General features: G+C 63.1%; 17 protein-coding genes. 7 read left to right on the top strand and 10 right to left on the bottom strand.

The genetic code is table 11. The features are described from left to right. Window positions 1–16: 16 nt before the first annotated feature. The 4 genes from MTP16_RS21940 to hemG form a co-directional block, all read right to left on the bottom strand. Window positions 17–2,557: a T9SS type A sorting domain-containing protein gene (locus MTP16_RS21940; RefSeq protein ID WP_243513959.1), complete on the bottom strand. Its 2,541-nt coding sequence runs from the start codon at window positions 2,555–2,557 to the stop codon at window positions 17–19. A 79-nt stretch (window positions 2,558–2,636) separates the two neighbouring features. Next, the gene (locus tag MTP16_RS21935; RefSeq protein ID WP_243513956.1) at window positions 2,637–3,557 is read right to left on the bottom strand and encodes a TerC family protein; all 921 of its coding nucleotides are present in this window, start codon (window positions 3,555–3,557) and stop codon (window positions 2,637–2,639) included. Window positions 3,558–3,663: 106 nt separating this feature from the next. Further along, the gene (locus MTP16_RS21930; protein ID WP_243513954.1) at window positions 3,664–4,407 is read right to left on the bottom strand and encodes a polyprenol monophosphomannose synthase; all 744 of its coding nucleotides are present in this window, start codon (window positions 4,405–4,407) and stop codon (window positions 3,664–3,666) included. 60 nt (window positions 4,408–4,467) lie between these two features. Further along, the gene (gene hemG / locus MTP16_RS21925; RefSeq protein WP_243513952.1) at window positions 4,468–5,802 is read right to left on the bottom strand and encodes a protoporphyrinogen oxidase; all 1,335 of its coding nucleotides are present in this window, start codon (window positions 5,800–5,802) and stop codon (window positions 4,468–4,470) included. Between the two features lie 50 nt (window positions 5,803–5,852). Between hemG and MTP16_RS21920 the strand changes: the two genes are divergently transcribed. Further along, window positions 5,853–6,371: a D-glycero-alpha-D-manno-heptose-1,7-bisphosphate 7-phosphatase gene (locus MTP16_RS21920; RefSeq protein ID WP_243513949.1), complete on the top strand. Its 519-nt coding sequence runs from the start codon at window positions 5,853–5,855 to the stop codon at window positions 6,369–6,371. After that, window positions 6,368–6,784 carry a hypothetical protein gene (locus MTP16_RS21915; protein WP_243513944.1) on the top strand — a complete coding sequence of 139 codons (417 nt, stop codon included), beginning with the start codon at window positions 6,368–6,370 and terminating at the stop codon, window positions 6,782–6,784. Before MTP16_RS21920 ends, MTP16_RS21915 begins: the two co-directional genes overlap by 4 nt. A 57-nt stretch (window positions 6,785–6,841) precedes the next feature. On the opposite strand, the gene MTP16_RS21910 is transcribed toward MTP16_RS21915, so the two are convergent. Together MTP16_RS21910 and MTP16_RS21905 are read right to left on the bottom strand one after the other, a co-directional pair. Then, window positions 6,842–6,997 (bottom strand): hypothetical protein, encoded by a 156-nt coding sequence (locus MTP16_RS21910; RefSeq protein WP_243513942.1) that lies wholly within the window; start codon window positions 6,995–6,997, stop codon window positions 6,842–6,844. 96 nt (window positions 6,998–7,093) lie between these two features. Next, on the bottom strand, window positions 7,094–8,491 hold the full coding sequence (locus MTP16_RS21905; protein ID WP_243513941.1) for a type III PLP-dependent enzyme domain-containing protein: 1,398 nt from the start codon (window positions 8,489–8,491) through the stop codon (window positions 7,094–7,096). Between the two features lie 334 nt (window positions 8,492–8,825). Between MTP16_RS21905 and MTP16_RS21900 the strand changes: the two genes are divergently transcribed. Further along, window positions 8,826–9,800, top strand: coding sequence for an arginase (locus MTP16_RS21900; protein WP_243513940.1), 975 nt, complete (start codon window positions 8,826–8,828; stop codon window positions 9,798–9,800). Between the two features lie 119 nt (window positions 9,801–9,919). Here MTP16_RS21900 and MTP16_RS21895 read toward each other — a convergent pair whose 3' ends face one another. Further along, window positions 9,920–11,110 (bottom strand): alpha/beta hydrolase family protein, encoded by a 1,191-nt coding sequence (locus tag MTP16_RS21895; RefSeq protein WP_243513936.1) that lies wholly within the window; start codon window positions 11,108–11,110, stop codon window positions 9,920–9,922. A gap of 329 nt (window positions 11,111–11,439) precedes the next feature. Between MTP16_RS21895 and MTP16_RS21890 the strand changes: the two genes are divergently transcribed. Beyond that, window positions 11,440–12,171: a hypothetical protein gene (locus MTP16_RS21890; protein ID WP_243513934.1), complete on the top strand. Its 732-nt coding sequence runs from the start codon at window positions 11,440–11,442 to the stop codon at window positions 12,169–12,171. 62 nt (window positions 12,172–12,233) lie between these two features. Here the strand turns inward: MTP16_RS21890 and MTP16_RS21885 are convergent, their stop codons facing one another. Next, window positions 12,234–13,157 carry a diacylglycerol/lipid kinase family protein gene (locus tag MTP16_RS21885; RefSeq protein WP_243513932.1) on the bottom strand — a complete coding sequence of 308 codons (924 nt, stop codon included), beginning with the start codon at window positions 13,155–13,157 and terminating at the stop codon, window positions 12,234–12,236. 71 nt (window positions 13,158–13,228) lie between these two features. On the opposite strand from MTP16_RS21885, the gene MTP16_RS21880 reads away from it, so the two are divergent. Then, window positions 13,229–14,239, top strand: coding sequence for an App1 family protein (locus MTP16_RS21880; RefSeq protein WP_243513930.1), 1,011 nt, complete (start codon window positions 13,229–13,231; stop codon window positions 14,237–14,239). Window positions 14,240–14,489: 250 nt separating this feature from the next. Here the strand turns inward: MTP16_RS21880 and MTP16_RS21875 are convergent, their stop codons facing one another. Continuing rightward, entirely contained in the window at window positions 14,490–14,912 is a 423-nt protein-coding gene (locus tag MTP16_RS21875; protein ID WP_243513925.1) for a hypothetical protein, read from the bottom strand. Window positions 14,913–15,218: 306 nt separating this feature from the next. Further along, window positions 15,219–17,213, bottom strand: a complete 1,995-nt coding sequence (locus MTP16_RS21870) for a PAS domain-containing sensor histidine kinase (RefSeq protein WP_243520108.1) — start codon at window positions 17,211–17,213, stop codon at window positions 15,219–15,221. A 552-nt stretch (window positions 17,214–17,765) separates the two neighbouring features. Here MTP16_RS21870 and MTP16_RS21865 point away from each other — a divergent pair. Then, entirely contained in the window at window positions 17,766–18,602 is an 837-nt protein-coding gene (locus MTP16_RS21865) for a helix-turn-helix domain-containing protein (RefSeq protein WP_243513924.1), read from the top strand. A 176-nt stretch (window positions 18,603–18,778) separates the two neighbouring features. Beyond that, window positions 18,779–19,516, top strand: a complete 738-nt coding sequence (locus MTP16_RS21860; RefSeq protein ID WP_243513922.1) for an SDR family oxidoreductase — start codon at window positions 18,779–18,781, stop codon at window positions 19,514–19,516. The last annotated feature ends 43 nt before the right edge of the window (window positions 19,517–19,559 follow it).

The raw sequence follows: 19,559 nt of genomic DNA, 5'->3' as shown, positions 1-19,559 counted from the left end.
TGAATCTGAAACCCAACTACTGCAGCTCCACGCGCCGCGTGACGGTGCCGGCCGCGTAGCGCACCTGCAGCAGGTATAGGCCCGCGGGCAGGGCGTCGAGGTCCAGGGTTTGCTCGCCGCTGCCAACCACGGCACGAGTGCGCACGGCCCGGCCGGTAGCATCCAGCAGGTCGAGGTGTTGGGGTTGGGCGCTGAAATCGGGGGCCACGTGCAGTTGGCCGTGGGCCGGCACCGGCCACACCGCCGTGCGGGCCGCCACAGCCGCCGGGGCCGCCACGCGCAGCACGTTGGGCGCCGTGATGCGGGCCACGCCCGCCCGGGGCTGCCCGCCCACGTTCAGGAAGGTGCCGGCCAACAGAATGGCCCCGTTGGGCTGCACCGCGAGGGCCCGCACCTGGTTGCTGGGGTTAGCCGTGGCGCCGAAGCTGGCGTCGGGCTGGCCGTTGTCGAGCAGGCGCGTGAGGTTGCCGTGGGTGGGCGTAGTGAAGTGGTTGAAGTTGCCGCCCAGCAGCACCCGGCCGTTGGGCTGCAGGGCAAGCGTACGCACCGTGCCCGATATGGAAACCGGAGTCGTGAAGCCGGGGTCTACGGCGCCAGCGGTGGTCAGGCGGGCTACGTTGTAGCGCTGCACCCCGTCTACCTGGTTGAAATTGCCGCCCACCAGCAGCTTGCCATCGGGCTGCTGCGCCAGGGTAAACACACGGCCAGGGGTGTTATTAAAGAAGTAGGGGGCCGTGTTGTTGAACGAGGCATCGAGGGCGCCGGTGCTTTCATAACGTACCACCCGGAACAAGGAGGCCTGGGCCGCTGTCCGAAACCGTCCCGCCAGCACAATGCGGCCATCGGCCTGCACCAGCACGGCATCGCCGGCGGCCAGGGTGCCCAGCACCGGGTCGTTGGCGGTGCGCACGAAGCTGGGGTCTACTGCCCCGGTGGTGGTCAGGCGCGCCAGGCCGGTAACGGGGGTGCCGTTGGCCGTGCCGTTCATGTTGCCGGCCACCAGCACGCGGCCATCGGCTTGCAGAGCAAGGCTTGTAATGCCAAAAACCGAGTAGCCGGGCCCGTTCACAAAGGGGGTGAAGCCGGCATCGGGACTGCCGCTCGCTTCGAAGCGCAGCACGCTCTGGTCGGTGCCCACCACCACTTTGCCGTTGGGCTGCAGGGCCAGGCAGGTCACGGAGTTGGGCAGCACACCGGTGGCGGTCGAAAAGCCAGCGTCCAGCGCGCCGCTGGGCAAGAGCCGGACCAGGCGGTGCACGGGCTGGCCGTTGAGCTCGGTGAAGTCGCCGCCGAGCAGCACCTTGCCGTCGGACTGCAGCGCCAGGGCCGAGGCGCTGCCCGTGTTTTGCAGCCGCGGCGCAAACGTGGGGTCGAGCGCACCGGTGGCCGAGAGGCGCACCAGCGGTTGCTCCACGTCGTTGAACGCGCCAAAGCCGCCGCCTACCAGCACGGTGCCGTTGGCTTGCAAACCCAGCGTGGACGGCGTGATGTTGGGCCCCGCGCCCACCTGGAAGGTTACATCCACCGTCCCGTTCGTGTTGAGCCGGGCCACGTGGTTGCCTACGGCCCCGGTGAAGGAGCCGCCCACAACGATTTTGCCGTCGGGCTGCAACAGCACGGCCGGGTCGCTGGTATTGGTCGAAATGTCACCCCCTTCGAAAAGCGACGTGACAAAGTTCACGTCGAGCGTGCCATCGGGCAGCAGGCGGACCAGGCCGGCCGATTGGATGGTGCCGCCGGGCAGGTCCAGATAGCCGTTCAGCAACAGCTTGCCGTCGGGCTGCAGCACCACGCCTTCCACCCAAGAAGTGGCCAGCAGCGCCGACGCAAACGACGCGTCCACGCTGCCGTTGGCGTTCAGGCGCACCAGCCCGGCGGCGGGCTGGCCGTTGAAGGTGGCAAACTCGCCGCCCAGCAAAATCTTGCCGTCGGGCTGCACGGCCAACGCCGACGGAAGGGCCGAGCCCAAGGCGAGCCCGGTGCCCACGTTGAAAGTGGGGTCTACGCTGCCGTTGGAGTTCAGCCGCACCACGCCGGCCGCGGGCGTGCCATTGTATTGCGTGAAAGAACCCGCCACCAGAATTTTCCCGTCGGACTGCACCGCAAACGCCTGGCTGTAGCCCCCGCCGCTGCCGGTGCCCACGCTGAACGAGGCATCGGGGCTGCCGTTGGCATTGAGGCGCAACATTCCCGTGCGCGAGGTGACGCCGGCGAAGATGGTGCCGCCACCGACCAGCAGATACTGGCCGTTGGGCAGGCCCAGCACCTGCGAGGCGCCGCTCACCGTTCCCGCATTTTGCGAAAAAGCAGCATCCACCACGCCCGCGTCGTCCAGCCGCACAAAATTGATGCCCGTGGTGCCGCCGTTTACCCGGGTGAAGCTGCCGCCCACCACGCGCTTGCCATCGGCCTGTTGGGGCCCTAGGTAATACACTTGCCCGGTGGTGTAGAGCGACAGGGGCGAGGCGAAGGTGGGGTCGAGCGTTTGGGCGGCCGCCGGACGGCAGAAGTCGGCTGTCAGCAGCAAAGCCACACCAAGGAGTCGAAGTATTTTCATAAGCGCATGATGAATAAGACGCGGCAAAGGTTGTGTGGGCGGGCAGCAATAATTGCGCCCGAAAACCGCCCCAGCGGCCTTAGGCGTCTCTTTTAGGCCAAATCAGCGAAGCCACCACGCTCAGCACCAGCAGCCCGCCCACCACGCCCAGCGCCCAGGGCATGGGAATTGGGTACAGGTACTCGAACAGAATCTTGGCCCCGATGAACACGAGAATCAGCGCCAGGCCGTAGTGCAGGTAGTGAAACAGGCGCATCATGCTGGCCAGGGCGAAGTACATGGCCCGCAGCCCCAGCAGGGCAAACACGTTGGAGGTGAACACCACAAACGTGTCGCGGGTGATGGCCAGAATGGCCGGAATGGAGTCGGCCGCAAACACCACGTCGGTGGTTTCTACCATCACCAGCACCACAAAAAGCGGCGTGGCGAAGCGCAGCCCGTCTTTTTTGATGAAGAACTTGCCGCCATCCAGCTGCCGCGTGATGGGCAGGTGGCGGCTCAGAAAGCGCACCACGGGATTGTTCTCGGGGTCGATGTCGGGCTCGCTGCCGCTGAACCCCATCTTGATGCCCGTGTATACCAGAAAAGCGCCCAGCAGGTAAAGCAGGAAGTGGAACTTGGCCAGCAGCGCCCCGCCAATCAGGATGAAAACGGCCCGCAGAATGAGCGCGCCCAGCACGCCCCAGAACAGGATGCGGTGCTGGTATTGCCCGGGTACTTTGAAGTAGTTGAAAATGAGCAGGAAAACAAACAGGTTGTCCACGCTCAGGGCCTTTTCCACGAGGTAGCCCGTCAGCCACTGCAGGCCCGCCTGGTGGCCCATGGTGCGGTACACCAGCCCATTGAACCCCAGCGACAGCACTACCCAAAAAGCGCTCCAGCCCAGTGCCTCGCGCAGCTTGATTTCGTGGGACTTACGGTTGAAAACCAGCAAATCGAGCAGCAGCAGCCCCACCACGAAAGCCACAAAGACCAGCCAGAACAAGGGAGTGTTTTCCATGCGTTGGGCCAAGATAGGTGTTTGGCACTGGGTTTTAGGTGTTAGGTATTAGGTGTTGGGTGTTAGGGCTACGAATACCTAACACCCAACACCTAATACCTAACACCTATTCCCGCCCTACCGGCTTCAACGGGTGCACCCAGCTGCTCACCTTCATCTGGAGCACGCCAAACAGGGCTTCCTGGAAAATGCCCTTCGACATCTTGGAGGTGCCGCGCGTGCGGTCGGTGAAGATGATGGGCACTTCCTTGATGCGGAAGCCCAGCTGGTAGGCCAGCCACTTCATCTCAATCTGGAAGGCGTAGCCCACGAAGTGAATCTTCTCCAGCTCAATAGCGCGCAGCACCCGCGCGGTGTAGCACTTGAAGCCCGCCGTGGCGTCGCGGATGGGCATGCCCGTGATGAGGCGCACGTACCACGAGGCGAAATACGACATCAGCACCCGCGACATGGGCCAGTTCACCACGTTCACGCCCTCGATGTAGCGCGAGCCGATGGCCAGGTCGTAGCCCTGCTCGGCGCAGGCGTCGTGCAAACGCAGCAGGTCTTCGGGGTTGTGCGAAAAGTCCGCGTCCATCTCGAAGATGTACTCGTAGCCCCGCGCCAGCGCCCACCGAAAGCCGTGGATGTAGGCCGTGCCGAGGCCCTGCTTGCCGGCGCGCTCTTCCAGGAAAAGCCGCTCCGGAAACTCGGCTTGCAGGCCGCGCACCACGGCGGCCGTGCCATCGGGCGAGCCGTCGTCGATAATCAGTACATTAAAGGCCCGCGGCAACGACATCACCTTGCGGATAATCAGCTCCGCATTTTCGCGTTCGTTGTACGTTGGAATTAGGACGAGGCCTTCGCTCATGGAGTGTAATCTTGCCCCAAAGATAGGGTTTCGGCGCCCGAAGCTGCATTCTCGCTTCCGTTAATGCGCGGCAAGCGCCTCCGCTTGCGTGCGGGCGTAGCGCACGCAATCGGGCACGCCCACGCCCGCGCGCCAGTTGGCCACGGCCACGATGTTCTCCTTAGCCAGGGCGTCGGCTGCCGCGTGGGCGCCCACGATGCGCGCGTCGAACTGCGGGATGCTGCGCGGCCAGCTGTAGCGGTACTGCCAGCGTGGCGCGCCCGTAATGCCGTAGAGCTTGCTCAGCTCGGCGTGCACGGCGGCTTTTTGGGCTTCTTCGGGCTGGCGGCCAGCGTCTTCGTACTGCGCCCCGCCCACGAAGGTGGTGAAGAGCACCTGCCCCGCGGGCACCCGGTTGGGGTAGATGCTGCTGGTCCAGATAGAGCCGGCCGCATAGGTGCCCTCCACCTTGGGGTTCAGCGCCCCGAAGCCGTTGAGCGGGTGCGCTACGGCGGTGCAGTCGTAGGCCGAGTACACGGCGCTCATGGGCGGGTAGTGCACGGCCGCCAGCGCCGCCGCGGCCTGCGGAAACAGCGCTTCCAGCAGCGGCGCCACCGCGTAGGTGGGCAGCGCCAGGGCCAGGTGCGAGTAGCCGGGCGCCGCCTCCAGGCCCTGCGGTCCTTTCAATTCCAGCTGGTAAGTGCCATCCGTAGCCCGCGAAATGGCCGTGACGGCCGTAGCCGGCTGGTAGTTGGTGAGTTCGGCCGCCAGTGTATCGGTAATGGTCTGGATGCCTTTTTGCAGCGTGATGATGCGCCGTCGCCCGGCCCCTTTGCTCGATTTGGCGAAACCGCGCAGCACCGAGCCGTACTGCTGCTCCATGGCCGGCAGCTGCGGAAAGGTTTTGTGGATGAGCAGCTGCTCAGGGTCGCCGGCATAGATGCCGGCCATAAAGGGATTGACGGCATAGTCCACGATTTCAAGGCCGAAGCGGCGGCGGAAAAAGTGCGCTACCGTTTCCTGGGCGTCGATGGGCGCGGCGGGCTTGCGAAATTCCTTTAGTAGCTGCCACTTGGCTTTCAGGCTGAAAAAGCCGTTGGTGAGCAGCGTGGGGGGCGAACTAGGCAGCACCTGGTAGCGCCCGTCGCGCAGCACGTAGCGTTGCTGGCTCACAGCCGCTGCGTCCTGAATCTGGCCGGTCAGGTCAAGGTCGGCCAGCAACTCTTGCAGCTCAGGGCTAAGCTGCAAGGAGTTGGGCCCGACTTCGAGCAGGTAGCCTTCCGGCGTGGGCAGGCTGTGCAGGTTGCCGCCGGGCCGGGCGTCGGCCTCGAACAGGTCGTAGGGCACGCCGGCTTTTTGCAGGTACCACGCCAGGGTGAGGCCGCTGATGCCGCCGCCGATGATGCCGATTTTCATAGAGTCGTTGCGCCAATGAGCGTGCAAAGGTCGCTCGTAGCTTTGTTGCGATGATGACAACAAAGAACAAAGCCATTTTTCTCGACCGTGACGGTGTGCTGAACCAGGAAATGGGCACTTACGTCTGGCAGCCCGAAAACTTCCACATCCTCCCCGGCGTGCCCGAAAGCCTGGCCCGCCTCAAAGCCGCCGGCTATCTGCTCATCGTCGTCACCAACCAGGCCGGCATCGCCAAACAGCTCTACACCGCCGCCGACGTGCACACCTGCCACGCCAAGCTGCAAAGTGCCTGCGGTGGCATCCTCAACGCCCTCTATTTCGCCGATGCCCACCCCAGCGTGAGCGAGTCCATCCTGCGCAAGCCCAACTCCGGCATGCTGGAAAAAGCCATTGCCCGCTTCCACCTCGACCCCGCCCAGTGCTGGCTGGTGGGCGACCGGCTGCGCGATATGGAAGCCGGCGCCGCCGTGGGCGTGCGGGGCATTTTGGTGGGGGAAGAGGGAGCCGGTTTCGCGCCGCACGTGGCCGATTTGCGGGCGGCGACGGCTGTTATCTTAGGCGAATTATGACAAAGGAATCCATAGTTGCTTGGGTAGCCAAGAATAAAAATGCCTTGTTTTTGATGGCGTGCGTTATCCTTGGGCAGATATTTTTCCATTTCACCTCGGATAGCAGGAGTGCCCGTATCGTCGACGCTTACATCGCACGTCGCTTAGCGGGGCGTGTCGATACTATCCCATCATATTCGCGTGGATTTCCTCGCGTCATACTTTCAACCGGTGATAATGAGTTGATACGTCTGCCCTATGCCGGACAAAAGTATTTGCAAGCCAACGACTCCTTGGTCAAAGAATCCGGTACACGAGTCGTAACTGTCTACCGACAATTTCCAGCGTACACAGAGGTTTCCGTGTTTGGAGGAGACAGGGATAGCACCGACGAAGAAGGACTCGCCGAACGCTACCGAATTAAGAAGCCATAAAAAAAGGCCGGCCTCCCACGCGGGAAGCCGGCCTTTTTTGTTTCAAAACCGATAAGCCTACAGGCGCGAAGCCGGCGTAGCAGCGCTGGCCGTGATGGGCGAGGAAACGCGGTTAGCTTCCTTGGTGCTGCTGTAGGCGGGGCACTTCTGGCGGTTGCAGGCGCCGAGGGTGAGGGCGGCAGCACCGGCGGCGAGCAATACGAACTTTTTCATAATTTATAGAAAACGGGTGAGGGATGACGAGGCTAGGCTTCAAAGATAAGCAGCCAGCCTAATATTTCGACACAACCCGCTAACGCCGAAATTGAATTATTCGTACCCGAGGATGCGCATCATGCTGCCGGCTTCCTGCTGAGGCGCAAAAACGGTATCGGTGAGCGTGCCGTCGGCGGCGCGGTCGAGGATGACGTGCTGCGGAGCCGGAATGAGGCAGTGCTTGATGCCGCCGTAGCCGCTGAGGCTCTCCTGGTAGGCGCCGGTGTGGAAGAAGCCCACGTAGAGTGGCTGCGCGTCGGTGGGCTTGCGCTCGGGCAGGAACACCTGGTAGATGTGCTTCTCGGCGTTGTAGTAGTCCTGCGAGTCGCAGGTGAGGCCGCCGAGCTGCAGCTTCTTGTAGCTCTTGTTCCAGCCGTTCACGGCCAGCATGATGAAGCGCTGGTTCAGGGCCCAGGTGTCGGGCAGGTTGGTAATGAATGAGCCGTCAATCATGTACCACAATTCCTTATCGTTCTGCAGCTTCTCGTCGAGAATGCTGTAGATGATGGCGCCGCTTTCGCCCACCGTGAAGATGCCGAACTCGGTGAAAATGTTGGGTTCGGGCACGCCTTCCTCTTTGCAGATGCGCTGGATGGTGCGCAGAATTTCGGCCACCATATAGGGGTAGTCGTACTCGGGCTGAATGCTGGTTTGGATGGGGAAGCCGCCGCCGATGTCGATGGTGGTGAGGGTGGGGCACACCTTGCGCAGCTCGCAGTACTTGTGCACAAAGCGGCTCAGCTCCGACCAGTAATAGGACGTGTCCTTGATGCCGGTGTTGATGAAGTAGTGCAGCATGGTGAGCGTGAAGCGCGGGTCGTCCTTGATGCGCTGCTCGTAGAGCGGAATCACGTCGGCGTAGCGCACGCCCAGGCGCGAGGTGTAAAACTGGAAGCGCGGCTCCTCATCGGAGGCCAGGCGCATGCCCAGGTTCACCTTCTCGCGCACGTTGTCGTGGTAGTACTCGATTTCGTTGGGCGAATCGATGATGGGCATGCAGTTCACAAACCCGTCGTTGATGAGGTCGGCGATTTCCTTCTTGTAGGCTTCGGGCTTGAAGCCGTTGCAGATGATGTGCTTCTGCTTGTCGACCTTGCCCTGTGCGTGCAGGTTGCGAATGATGCTGATGTCGAACCACGACGAGGTTTCGAGGTGGATGTCGTTTTTTAGGGCCTCTTCCAGCACGAAGCGGAAGTGCGATGACTTGGTGCAGTAGGCGTAGGAATAGGAGCCTGTGTAGCCGGTCTTCTCGATGCCCTCGGCAAACCACTTTTTGGCCCGCTGAATCTGGGAGCTGATTTTGGGTAAATAGGTGAGGCGCAGCGGGGTGCCGTATTTTTCCACGAGCCCCATCAGGTCGATGCCGTGGAACTGTAGCTCGTGGTCCTGCACGGTAAAGTCGGCCGTGGGAAAATCGAAGGTCTGGGAAATGAGGTCGTGATAGGTATCCATTCGGGTTTTGAAAACGGCGAAAAAGCCCGACCTTTGCGGCGGGCAGTACAAAAGTACCGCCGGGGTCAGATTAACGGCCGGGAACCGAATGTTGTTCTTCCGTTACCTGGCTCCGCATCGTGACGATGGAATATTAGCGACTTGGCTACGGCAGATGCTTCTGCCGCAAGGCAGCGCTCGAAGTGTTTCATTTAACATTTGTCATCTAACATTTAACAGCTGTTCAACGGGCCTAATGGCGCAGATTGAACGACTGATAAATGTTAGATGACAAATGTTAAATGACCCCTTGGAACGATGCCGCTATCCTGCTATCCCAAATTCCCACCCTCCGATGAAACGCATCAAACTTCTAGAAGTCCGCTCCGAACTCGGGGCCGGCACCCGCGGCTCCAGCATGGGCATCGACGCCCTGCGCGTAGCCTGCCTCAACAAAGGCTCCGATTATTTCCGCCGGTTCAATTCCGTGGTGCTGCCCGATTTGAACCACGTGCTGTTCGAGAAAAACCACTTCCCCTACGCCAAGCACATCGACAGCATCTATACCGTGCAAAAGGGCATTGCCAACGCCGTGGAGCAGACGCTGCGCTTCGGCGAGTTTCCGCTGGTGCTGGCCGGCGACCACAGCTCGGCCAACGCCACCATTGCCGGCATCAAGGCTGCCTATCCGGCCAAAACGCTGGGTGTCATCTGGATTGACGCCCACGCCGACATCCACTCGCCCTATACCACACCCAGCGGCAACGTGCACGGCATGCCCCTGGCCGCCTCGCTGGGCGTCGACAATCTCAAGCACCAGCGCAACATTCCCGACCCGGAAACCGAGTTCTTCTGGCGCCGCCTCCAAAACCTGGCCGAGCCCGGCCCCAAGCTCAAGCCCGAGCACCTGGTGTACGTGGTGGTGCGCGACACCGAGGAGGAGGAGGATAACCTCATCGAAGAGCTGGGCATCAAGTGGATTCGGCTGCCCGAAATCAAGGCCAAGGGTTCGCGCCGCCTCACCCGCGAGATTTACGAGCACCTGCGCTTCTGCGATTTGGTCTACATTTCCTTCGACGTAGATAGTCTCGATTCGAGCTTCAGCATCGGCACGGGCACGCCCGTGGAAGACGGCCTCTACCTCTCCGAAGCCGAAAACCTTTGCCAAGACCTGCTGGAAAACGAGCGGGTGGTGTGCTTTGAGATGGTCGAAATCAACCCCACGCTAGATAACGGGAATACGATGGCGAAGAATGCCTTCAATATTCTGGAAAAAGCCACGGAAGCCATTGAGAAACGGCTGCGGCTGGAGGAAGTGGTCAGCCGGTAGTTCTGGCGTGGGGCCTCACCCCCTGACCCCCTCTCCGAAGGGAGAGGGGGCACCGGTCTTGCTCCTGACGAAAAGCCTTGGTGTCCTCTCTCCACGGGAGAGGGACCGGGGTGAGGTTTTTAGTGCTGGCTGATGAACAGGTATGCCCCCAGTGTGTATTGTACAGCCGAAGAGAAGTGGTTGCCGCCGGGGATGGGGTGCAGCTCGACCTGGGTGGCGCCGCGGCGCTGCATGGCGTCATAGGCGTCCTGCGAGTTGAAGAAGGGCACGTAATCGTCGGCGGTGCCGTGGAAGAGGGCCAGGGGCGCGCGGGGCTTCCAGTCGTAGAGGTCGTTGTCGGCCAGGGCGGCCTTCAGGCCAGGGTCCGAGTTATTGAGGACGGCCTGGCGGAACGGACCCGCGAAGAGCTGGCTTTGCTGGCTGGGCACAGAGGCAAAGGGGTTAGCTTGCAACTGCGTGGCGTAGGGCTCTTGGTAGTAAAAGGCGAAGGGGCGGTTCAGGGTGTAGAGCCGGTCGTAAGTGCGCAGCACCCATACGTAAGAGCTCAGAAAATTGAGCGGCTGGGTGGCGCCCAGGATGTAGCGGGCGAAGGCCGACTTGTGGTAGGCCCCGGCGCCGGGCGCGCTGGCCGCCACGGGCAGGGTGGTGGCGTACTTTTCTTCGAGCAGCCGGTGCAGGGCCATAGTGGCGTAGCCGCCCTCGGAGTAGCCGAGCAGGTAGTTTTTCTGGTTCACACTCACCTTCTGCTTTTCGCAGAACTCGCGGGTGGCCCGCAGCATGTCGGCCGAGGCGGAGGCCAGGGAGGCGGCGTGCTCGTAGGGGTGGGGCAGGGCCTTGGAGGCGCCGTAGCCCAGGTAGTCGGGGGCCGATACCACGAAGCCCGTGGACGCCACCACCGACACCACCGACCACACATCGGAGCCCGCGGCATAGTGCGACGGGGCCTGGCCCTCGCTGCTGGGCGCAATGGTGCCGTGCTGGTAGCTGAGCACCGGCAGCGGCGCGGCGCCGGCCACGGGCACCAGCACCGCGCCGGAGGCGGTGGTTTCGGCGCCTTCTGGGGTACGGGTGCGGTAGGTGAGGCGGTACACCTTGATGGGGTAGCGCACCAGCGAGCCGGCCAGCGGCACGCCCTGCACGCGGCCGGCCAGGGTGGCGGCGCTGTATTCACCAATGAGCGTGCTGCCGGTGAGCACGGCGGCGTTGGCCTCGGCTTCGGTAGGGGCAGCAGGTTCGGCGGCGGTGGATTTGCAGGCCGGCGTAGCGAGCAGGGCCGCGACTAAGGGCAGGAAACAGGACTTAGAAAGCAAGGAAAACGAGAATAAAGACACGAGGGCAGGAGATAAGTAGTTGCAAAAGGATAACGCCGGCGGGTGGCGCAGGCGTTCCGGGGGGTATCGTTCTAGCGGGAATCTCACCCGCAGCCCCGGTTCGTTTGTGGCAAAGCCCGCTGAAAGAGGACGCGCCGCCAGCTTCGAGCAGAAGCGCGCCAGCTAGCTCAAGGCCCTGGTGGACGGCAGCCCCAATCTCACTTCGCTACCACGATGCAGCGCCGCAACGGCACCCTATCAAGCAACCGTCAAGACGAACTGCAATTTCAACCACAGCTAAACCAGCAAGGCCGCCTTACTTTTCGGGGATGAAACAGCTATTATTCCTTGGGCTATTGTGCGGGTGCACGCTGCCGGGCGTTGCGAATGCCGCGCCTTTGCCCGTTGCGCCGGTCGATACGGTGTCGGGACACGCCCATCTGGTGCGCAAGCTGATGCAAAGCATGTGTGCTTCGCTTCCTGGCCGTGGCTCAAGCTCCGACCAGAAAAGAACTGGTGCTGAGGCTACTCAATATGCCCGACAGCTGTATGCCGCAGCGGTAAATCAGAACAGTGCTGCCTATCACGCCTTACTGGACACCTCCGATAAGGCCGGCATAAAGCACGAGGAAGCGGTGAAACGGGTGGCTCAGGACGTCCAGGCGTCGCTGTGGCGCAAGTGCCCAAATTCAGCTACCCTTTTTTCCCAGTTTGCCCAAACGGAACAGATGAAGCAGTTTCTGGCTGCCCGGCTTTTGGATACAGGCGCGGCCGAAAGGTTGGTGCTGCTGCCAGTCGCTACTAAAGTGTGTAAGGGATTGGCAGATGCCGACAAGGAGTCGGCCATCAGCAAGCGCACGGTAAATCAGCAAGATGTACTAGTGGAAGGACTGATTCGGAAAAACCTGGCCGCCAGCCGTCCGCAATTGGAAACCTTCTACAGCAAAGCACAGCTGGCTAATCAGGAATACATTCGGGAAATTCTCGTCAAAGTCATGCTTCTGGCCATTGGCCAGGATGGCTGTGGGTATTTTTTGATGCCGCCCGCAATCGACGAATAAGTAATGAGCTTAAGCCCCGCCAGACACTGCGGGGCTTTTTGTTGCGGCAGGTTTCGAAGGGCTTATTCCTTCACCGGGCGTTCCGGGACAGCTTCCGGCGCGGGCGGCACCACCACCCGCAGGGCGCCGGGCCGAATGGCGGCGTCGACGTGGGCGGTGCGGCCCCGGTATTCGCCGTCGACCTGCAAGGCCACGGGGCGCGTGAGGTCGAGGCTAACCGACGTGGTGCTAAAGATTTCGACGGCTGTGGGGTCGAAGGGGCGAAAGCGCCAGAACATTTTCAGCAGCTCGCGGCCCACCAGGCGGCGCAGCACCACCACTTCAAATTGGCCGTCGGTGAGGTCGCCGTCGGGGTTGATGGCAGCGCCGGTGCCGTACACGCGGGCATTGGCCAGCACCACCATGAAGGCCGTGCGCTCTACTTGCTCGTCGTCGCACTGCACGCGCACCCGCATCAGCCGGCGGTGGAGCAGCGACCAGAACGCCGCCCGCGCATAACCCAGCAGGCCGCGCCAGTTGTTGGTTTGGGCGTGGCGCACCAGTTGGGCATTCAGGCCGATGTCGCTCAGGTGCAGGCATAGGTCGTTGCCGTTGAGGTAGAGCACGTCCACGGCTTTTTCGGGGCCGTGCACGGCAATGTGCAGGGCCTCGGCGGGGTCAAGGGGGATGTCCAACTCCTTGGCCATGCCGTTGGCCGAGCCGGCAGGCAACAGGGCCAGGGGCAGGTTGAGGGCCATGGCCACCTCGGCCACCAGCTTCACGGTGCCGTCGCCGCCCACGGCCACCAGGCGGTCGGGGTGGCGGCGGTCGGCTTCGGCGCGCAGGGCGGCGCCGTCGTCGTGGCCGCTGAGGCGGAATACGTCGGCCGTGTGGGGCAGGGGGGCAAAGTAGTCGCGGATGGTGGTGTCCCAGTCGGTTTTGTCGGTGCTGCCCGAGCCGGGGTTAACCACGAAGAGGAAGCGCAGGGCTGAAGCGGAATCGGGCATGAGTGGAACAGTGAACGGTACAGGGCCGTAACGCATTTCGGCCCCGCCCGGCCACCCGCGCGCCCCTTTTCATGAGCATTCGCAACAAATTCCTAACCTGGCTACGCCTCACCCGCCAGCCTGCGCTCCGGCTCTACCGGGGCTTCGGCAGCCCCACCCGGGTGGTGCTCGAAGGCCACGCCCTGCAGCAAAGCCCGCTGCCGCGCACCCGCTACGGCACCCAGCTCTGGGCCAATGCCTGGGGGCTGGTGCGCTTGTTTGCGGTGCGCCCCTGGGCCGACGTGCCCGTGCAAGTACGCCTGGCCGGCCAAACGGCCGGGGCCCGCACCGACGCCGACGGCTTCTTTCGCGTCGAGCTGGAACTGCCCGCCCCGCTGCCCCCGGGCTGGCACCCCGCCGAAGCCGACCTCCTCGACGCCGCCACCGGCCAGGCGCTGGCCCAGGCCACGGCCGAGGCGTTGGTGCCCTACGAAACGCCGTACTCCTTCATTTCCGACATCGACGACACCTTGCTGGTGTCGCATTCGGCCACCCGCTGGCAGCGGCTGTGGGTGCTGCTGAGCCGCAACGCCCGCACCCGCGCCGCCTTTGCCGACGTGGCGGCCCACTACCAGTGGCTGGCCCAGGCCCAGGCGCCCGGCCCCGCGCAGCCCAACGCCTTTTTCTACGTGTCGAGCAGCGAGTGGAACCTCTACAACTTCATCGCCGAGTTCATCGATTTTCAGCACCTGCCCAAAGGCGTGCTGCAGCTCAGCCAGCTCAAGCGGCTGTGGCAGCTGCTGCAATCGGGCCAGAACAAGCACCTCACCAAGCTCGACCGCATCGTGCGCATCCTCGATGCCTGCCCGGGCCAGCAGTTCGGCCTGCTCGGCGACGACTCGCAGCAGGACCCTGGCATCTACGCGGCGGTGGCCCAGCGCTACCCCGGCCGCATCCGGGTGGTGTACCTGCGGCAGGTGCACCCCCGGGGCCGCCCCGCCGCCGAAGCTGCCCTGGCGCAGCTGCAAGCCGCCGGTGTGGCCACCTGCTACTTCGAGCACAGCCGCGACGCGCTGCTACACTCGCAGCAGCTGGGGCTGTAGGCCGGGTCCTCCCGGTGGCAGAAAGGGCTACACCGGCCCAGCATCCACGGCGGTGGGGGCAGCGCGGGCGACGCAGCCGCGAAGTAGCATGTCACGTTGTAGAAACCGGAAGCCGCATCCGGTCGTGGGCGGGGCTTTTTTGGGTGGTAAATGGCTCATGAACTATCGATGCCACCATTTAGGTGAAGTGTATTCACTTAAGGTGAAGGTCTCTGGAGTAATCGAGCGTCTGTGCTTAAGGCAATTGACTTTAGATGTAGAAGTGTTTATCCAACCATACGTCCTCGTCTGTGGTGAGGCAGCAGTCGACGATTTTAACCTCCGCAGGGAAGAGCTCATCAATCGCCCGAATGTACTTCGCATAGTAGGCGTACATCTCGTCCTGGTCGTACGCTTTTTCCTTTTTGAAAACGGGGTTGAAGTAGCCAACAGTCGTTGCTTCACAAAAAACCTTCAGCAAATGCGGAGTTTGTCGGTGCTGAAACGTCAAGTCCAAATAGCCGTACTTAACAAATGGTCCCTTTATGTCTTCTTCTAGGGTTCGTAACGCATACGCCGCATCAAGCTCTCGGACTTCCCTTCGGAGTGCCGCTTCTACGCTGTTGTAATCAGGGAGCAGCACCATCTTTCCAATGGCGTCAGCAATGGGTTGCTCGGAGTTCGTTGCAGGCATAGTGCTAGGGGTTACTTGAGTGAATGCATTCTGGCTCTATCTAGTAAACTACTAATCCGAAAAGCCGGCTGATTTCACATAAGTCAGAAACAGAACTGAACATGTAGCCCCAAGTTTAAGAAACTCGCCTGTTTATCAAAGTTCAGGAAGCTCGGCCCAAAGACGAATTTCCGAACCACTTCCGCCGCAAATAACCCTACCGCAGCAAACACAAAGCCGCGCCAGCCACTGCCGTAGCTGTGCTTTGCTCCAAGTTGCGGGAGAAATTGTCTGGCGAGCGCACGCCTACCCGCCCCTAAACATCCCTTACGGTTGGCCGCTGTCGGCGTGGGGCAGGTGCACGAAGAAGGTGGTGCCGGCCCCAAGCTGCGAGTGCACTTCGATGCGGCCGCCGGCGTTTTCCACCATGCGCTTCACCATGTAGAGGCCCACGCCCGAGCCCTCCACGTGGTCGTGGAAGCGCTGGAACATGGTGAACAGCTTGGGCACTTGGTGGGGCGCAATGCCCAGGCCGTTGTCGTGCACTTCGAGTACCGTGAAACCGCTGCGCCGGTGGCCGCGCACGTCCACGTGGGGACGGCGGTCGGGGTGGCGGTACTTGAGCGCGTTGCTGAGCAGGTTGTACACCACCGAGCGCAGGTTTTTTTCCGAAAACGCAATGGCCGGCAAGCCGTCGAGGTGCACGCCGAGCTCGGCGTTGGTTTCGCGCAGCAGCGGGGCCAGGTCGAGGCACACGCTTTCCACCACGGCGGCCAGGTCCACGGCGCTGATGGCCGGAGCGTGCTCCTTCTGCAGCTTGGATACATCGGTGAGGTGGTCGATGGTGCGCTTGAAGCGTTCCACCGAATCGAGCATGCGGGCGAGGGTGGGGCCAATGGTATCGTGCGCGGCCACCAGGTCCGGCGGCAGCTCGTGGCGCAGCAGGTAGAGCAGGCCCTCGATGTTGCTGATGGGGGCCCGCAAGTCGTGCGAGGCGGTGTAAATGAAGTTGTCGAGGTCGGCGTTGGTGCGCCGCAGCTGCTCGTTGGCTTGCTTAAGCTCGGTGATGTCGATGGCCGAGCCCACGTAGCCGTACAGCTCGCCGCCGGGCAGGTAGCTGGGTGCCCCCTGGGCCAGCAGCCAGCGGTATTGCCCGTCGTGGCGGCGCATGCGGTGCTCCAGCACGTAGGGCTGGCGCTGCGCAATGGCCTGTACCAGGGTGGCCTGGGCCAGCTCCCGCTCGTCGGGGTGCAGGTAGGGAGTCCAGCCGGTGGCCGCGTATTGCTCGCCGGTTTCCAGCCCCACAAAGTCGAGAAAGGCTCGGTTGGTGTAGCGGATGGACCCGTCCGGGTGCACGGCCCACACCTGGTTGGGGGCGGCGTCGGCCATGGTCCGGAAGCGGGCTTCGCTTTCCTGCATCGCAGCCGTGCGCTCCTGCACGCGGGTTTCGAGCGCTAGGTTGAGCTGCTCCACTTGCTGGCGGGCGCGCACCTGCTCGGTCACTTCGGTGCCCACGGTGAAAATGCCGCTCACCTGCCCGTCGGGCCCGCGTTGGGGCTCAAATACCATGTTCCAGTACACCACTTCCTGCCGGCCGTGCCGGTGAATGATGGTGGGCTGCTCGTTGGCCGTGAGGGAGGTGCCCGTGGTGAACACGCGCTCGAAGATGGCCAGCACGTCGGGCGTGGCGGCTTCAGGCATCACTTCAAACACGGGCCGGTGCAGCACCGCCTCCCGCGGGCGCCCCCAGATGGCCAGGGTGGTGGCGTTGGCCAGCTCCACGCGGTGGTGGGGCCCGTGGTATATCGCCACGGCCACGGGGGCCACTTCCAGGAAATGCCGGAGCTCGAGGCGGTGGTGCTCGGCCTCGGCGCGGGCCGCCTGCTCACTGGCCTGGCTTTCGCGCAGCTGCCGCGCGGCCACGCGGCTGGCGGTGATGTCCTGCACCGATTGAATGATGAATTGCACCTGGCCGGCCGCGTCGAGCACGGGCGTGTGGCGCGGCAGCCAGTGGCGCTCCACAAACCGGCCGGGCTGTGCGCGGTCGGGCACGTCGTAGTGCTGCGGGGCCATGTCGTGGGGCTGGCGCGTGGCCATCACCCGGGCCAGGGAGGCGCGCACGTTGGCCACGGCGTTGGCCTCGGGCGCGAGCGGGTTGTCGGGAAAGGCGTCGAAAATGTATTGGCCCACGATGGCGTCCCGCTGGGTCAGGGTGGCGGCTAGGTAGTCGTCGCTGGCGCCCACAATCACCCAGTCCGGCGACAGCAACAGGGTGGCGCCGGGCTGAGCATTGAAAACAGGTAGCAGGTCGGGCAGCGGCATCACTACGGCGGGAAGTTCGGCGGTCTGGCTACAAATGTTGAAGGTACACGACCAGAACAGCCGAAACCAATAAAGGAAAGGCTCTTCCGGAGCATCAGTTCGCTGGCGCACCCGTTTCAAAGCTACAACCGCCCGGCGCTGGGAGAGCCGGACGGAGACCGTGGCCAAGGCAGCTAGGGAGGACAAGCAATTCTCTTTCAACGTGCACAGCGCGGCATTATCCGGGCTACTAAGCTGAGGTGCTGACCAATGCCATGTGGCACTGTGACGAACCTCGGTCAGCGGGTCGAGTGTAAGAAAGTTGTCTGCCAATCCGCGTTCGAAAAGTTCTGTCCAATTAGAAGTTTCTAGTACTTCATCGGTGCATTACGCCCCCAAGCTTCAGTAAAAACGGAGGGGGCTTTTCGTTGCCCGGGGTTCTGGTCCGCAGAGCAAAGCAACTTCGGCCTTTTGGGCAAAGTGCTGCGGTGCGGTGCCACCTAATTTTGTGTTGTCAAGCAGCTGTCTCCGTCGAAGCGGCGCTGCCTGGCGAGCATGTAGCCACCACCCGCCATGACCTCGAAGCAAATCAATCCCTACGCCAACCTGCTGGCCGTGTGCCGCGGCGACCAGCGCTACGGGGGCGAGAAAACCTACCACGACCACGTGCTGGTGCACGTGCGGGCCGGCGAGCTGCGCGTGGTGCTGGCCGACCGCACCCATCACTGCGGCGCCGGCGACACGGTGCTGCTGCCCCGCAACCAGCCCGCCACCCTCATCAAGTACCCGCAAGCCGGCGCCCCCTACCAGGCCGTGGTGCTGACGCTGCCCACCGCCCAGGTGCGGGCCTACTACGCCGGGCACGCGCCCGCGCCCGCCCAGCGGGCCACCACCGGCCTGCTGGTGTTTGCCCAGCACCCGCTGCTGCAGAGCCTCTTCGCCTCGCTGCTGCCCTACCTGGAGCTGGAGCACCGCCTGCCGGAAGCCCTGCTGGCCCTCAAAACCACCGAGGTGCTGGAAGTGCTGCGCACCCTCGACCCGCATAGCGACGGCGTGCTGGCCGACTTCGCCGAGCCCGGCAAGCTGAACCTGGTGGCGTTTATGGAAGCCAACTACCGCTTCAACCTGCCCCTGGCCACGTTCAGCCGCCTCACCGGCCGCAGCCTCACCACCTTCAAGCGCGACTTCAAAAAAGCCTTCCAGCTGAGCCCCCAGCGTTGGCTCACGCAGAAGCGCCTGGCGCTGGCCCACTACCAGCTGGCCGAAAAAAGCCGCAAGCCTGTGGAATTGTACCTGGAGGTGGGCTTCGAAAACCTCGCGCATTTCTCCCACGCGTTCAAAAAGCAGTTCGGCTACCCGCCCACGTTCCTGCCCGCCCCGGGCGGCGCCCACCCGCCAGCCGCCGGCTGACGAAGCCACCCGCCCGCGCCCTCACCTCGGCAAACGGACCCGGGTGGGCCCTCCCATCTTTCCAAGAACACCTTATGCAGGCATCCGCAAGATGCCTTGCTGGCCGGAGCATGCCCCCGGCCGCCGCCGGGGAAACGGTTTCCGCGGTTCATTTTTCTTCTTTTCAAGCAACCCCCATGAAGTCAGCATTGGTAACCGGCGCAAACAAAGGCATTGGCCTGGAAGTGGCCAAACAACTCGCCCAACAGGGTTTTTACGTGTACCTCGGCAGCCGTAGCCTGGCCAGCGGCGAGGCGGCGGCGCAGCAGCTTCGGGCCGCCGGCCTCACTGCTGTCGAAGCGGTGCAGCTGGACGTCACCAACCCCAAATCCATCCAGGCCGCCCGGGCGGCGGTGGGGGCCAAAACCCCGGTGCTGGACGTGCTGGTGAACAACGCCGGCATTTCGGGCGGGCAGCCGCAAGGGGCTTTGCAGGCCACGCCGGAGCAGTTTCGGGCCGTGTTCGAAACCAATGTGTTTGGCGTGGCCGGCGTCACGCAGGCTTTCCTCGACTTGCTGCAGCCGGCACCGCAACCGCGCATCGTGAACGTGAGCACCGCCATGGCCTCGCTCTCGCTCTACGCCGACCTCGACAACTCAAATTTCGCCTTTCGGGTCCCCGTGTACCAAGCCTCCAAAGCGGCCCTGAACATGTACACCCTCAACCTGGCGCACGAGCTGCGCGGCACCCCGTTCAAAGTAAACGCCGTGTGCCCGGGCTACACCCAAACCGACTTCACGGACCACCAGGGCACCAGCACGCCCGCCGAGGCCGGCGCCCGCATCGTGAAATACGCCCTGCTGGGCCCGGACGGCCCCACCGGCCAGTATTTCAGCGAAGAATATTTCCCCGCCCCGGCCACCTGCCCGTGGTGAATGGGGCAGGCGGCTCCACTGCCGACGCGGCCCGCTGCCGACG

The organism is Hymenobacter monticola, from assembly GCF_022811645.1.
Lineage (GTDB): Bacteria > Bacteroidota > Bacteroidia > Cytophagales > Hymenobacteraceae > Hymenobacter > Hymenobacter monticola.
Note: the sequence above shows the minus strand (reverse complement) of the source record. Positions and strands in the feature narration are given on the sequence as shown.

Bases quoted from the DNA above. Each gene is read 5' to 3' on its own strand.
- MTP16_RS21910 (WP_243513942.1), bottom strand. From the start codon at position 6,997: ATGAAAAAGTTCGTATTGCTCGCCGCCGGTGCTGCCGCCCTCACCCTC.
- MTP16_RS21915 (WP_243513944.1), top strand. From the start codon at position 6,368: ATGACAAAGGAATCCATAGTTGCTTGGGTAGCCAAGAATAAAAATGCC.
- MTP16_RS21935 (WP_243513956.1), bottom strand. From the start codon at position 3,557: ATGGAAAACACTCCCTTGTTCTGGCTGGTCTTTGTGGCTTTCGTGGTG.
- MTP16_RS21905 (WP_243513941.1), bottom strand. From the start codon at position 8,491: ATGGATACCTATCACGACCTCATTTCCCAGACCTTCGATTTTCCCACG.
- MTP16_RS21940 (WP_243513959.1), bottom strand. From the start codon at position 2,557: ATGAAAATACTTCGACTCCTTGGTGTGGCTTTGCTGCTGACAGCCGAC.
- MTP16_RS21890 (WP_243513934.1), top strand. From the start codon at position 11,440: ATGAAACAGCTATTATTCCTTGGGCTATTGTGCGGGTGCACGCTGCCG.
- MTP16_RS21900 (WP_243513940.1), top strand. From the start codon at position 8,826: ATGAAACGCATCAAACTTCTAGAAGTCCGCTCCGAACTCGGGGCCGGC.
- hemG (WP_243513952.1), bottom strand. From the start codon at position 5,802: ATGAAAATCGGCATCATCGGCGGCGGCATCAGCGGCCTCACCCTGGCG.
- MTP16_RS21920 (WP_243513949.1), top strand. From the start codon at position 5,853: ATGATGACAACAAAGAACAAAGCCATTTTTCTCGACCGTGACGGTGTG.
- MTP16_RS21870 (WP_243520108.1), bottom strand. From the start codon at position 17,213: ATGCCGCTGCCCGACCTGCTACCTGTTTTCAATGCTCAGCCCGGCGCC.
- MTP16_RS21930 (WP_243513954.1), bottom strand. From the start codon at position 4,407: ATGAGCGAAGGCCTCGTCCTAATTCCAACGTACAACGAACGCGAAAAT.
- MTP16_RS21860 (WP_243513922.1), top strand. From the start codon at position 18,779: ATGAAGTCAGCATTGGTAACCGGCGCAAACAAAGGCATTGGCCTGGAA.
- MTP16_RS21885 (WP_243513932.1), bottom strand. From the start codon at position 13,157: ATGCCCGATTCCGCTTCAGCCCTGCGCTTCCTCTTCGTGGTTAACCCC.
- MTP16_RS21875 (WP_243513925.1), bottom strand. From the start codon at position 14,912: ATGCCTGCAACGAACTCCGAGCAACCCATTGCTGACGCCATTGGAAAG.
- MTP16_RS21880 (WP_243513930.1), top strand. From the start codon at position 13,229: ATGAGCATTCGCAACAAATTCCTAACCTGGCTACGCCTCACCCGCCAG.
- MTP16_RS21865 (WP_243513924.1), top strand. From the start codon at position 17,766: ATGACCTCGAAGCAAATCAATCCCTACGCCAACCTGCTGGCCGTGTGC.